This window comes from Corallococcus sp. AB049A, from assembly GCF_003668885.1.
Classification (GTDB): domain Bacteria; phylum Myxococcota; class Myxococcia; order Myxococcales; family Myxococcaceae; genus Corallococcus; species Corallococcus interemptor.
Map to the genome: position 1 here is coordinate 1 of NZ_RAWL01001368.1, position 401 is coordinate 401.

At 67.3% G+C, this 401-nt stretch carries 1 protein-coding gene; it reads left to right on the forward strand.

Going from position 1 to position 401, the window contains the following annotated elements:
• Nucleotides 1-10 precede the first annotated feature (10 nt).
• The coding region (locus D7X55_RS47240; protein ID WP_199747486.1) for a hypothetical protein at nucleotides 11-401 on the forward strand (391 nt) is incomplete at its 3' end.

Here is a 401-nt window from a genome sequence, read left to right on the forward strand (position 1 = left end):
GTACAAGCGCGTGGCCAACCTGGAGGCGTTGAAGCGCCTGGTGGCGGAGGCGGTGTTCCAGCGCTGGCAGATTCCGCGCGCGTCGGTCGACGCACCGGGTGGGCTGGAGGCCTATCTGATGGGGTTCGTGGAGTCGCTGTGCGAAGTGGTGAAGGCGCATCCCGGGCTACCGCCCTACCTGCTGCGGCGCACGGTGGCGACCGCGCCGATGCTGGAAAAGATCGCCTCGCACCAGGCGCACGTGGCCGAGGTGTTCGGCCTGCCGGTGGACAAGGCGCGCTGGCTGCTGGCCACGATCGCGTTCTACTGCATCGCCGGTGCCGACACCATCTACGCGATTGCGGATGACGAAGAAGGGCAGGTGATCACCGAGTTCAAGCAGGGCATGCGGGCCCTGGTGA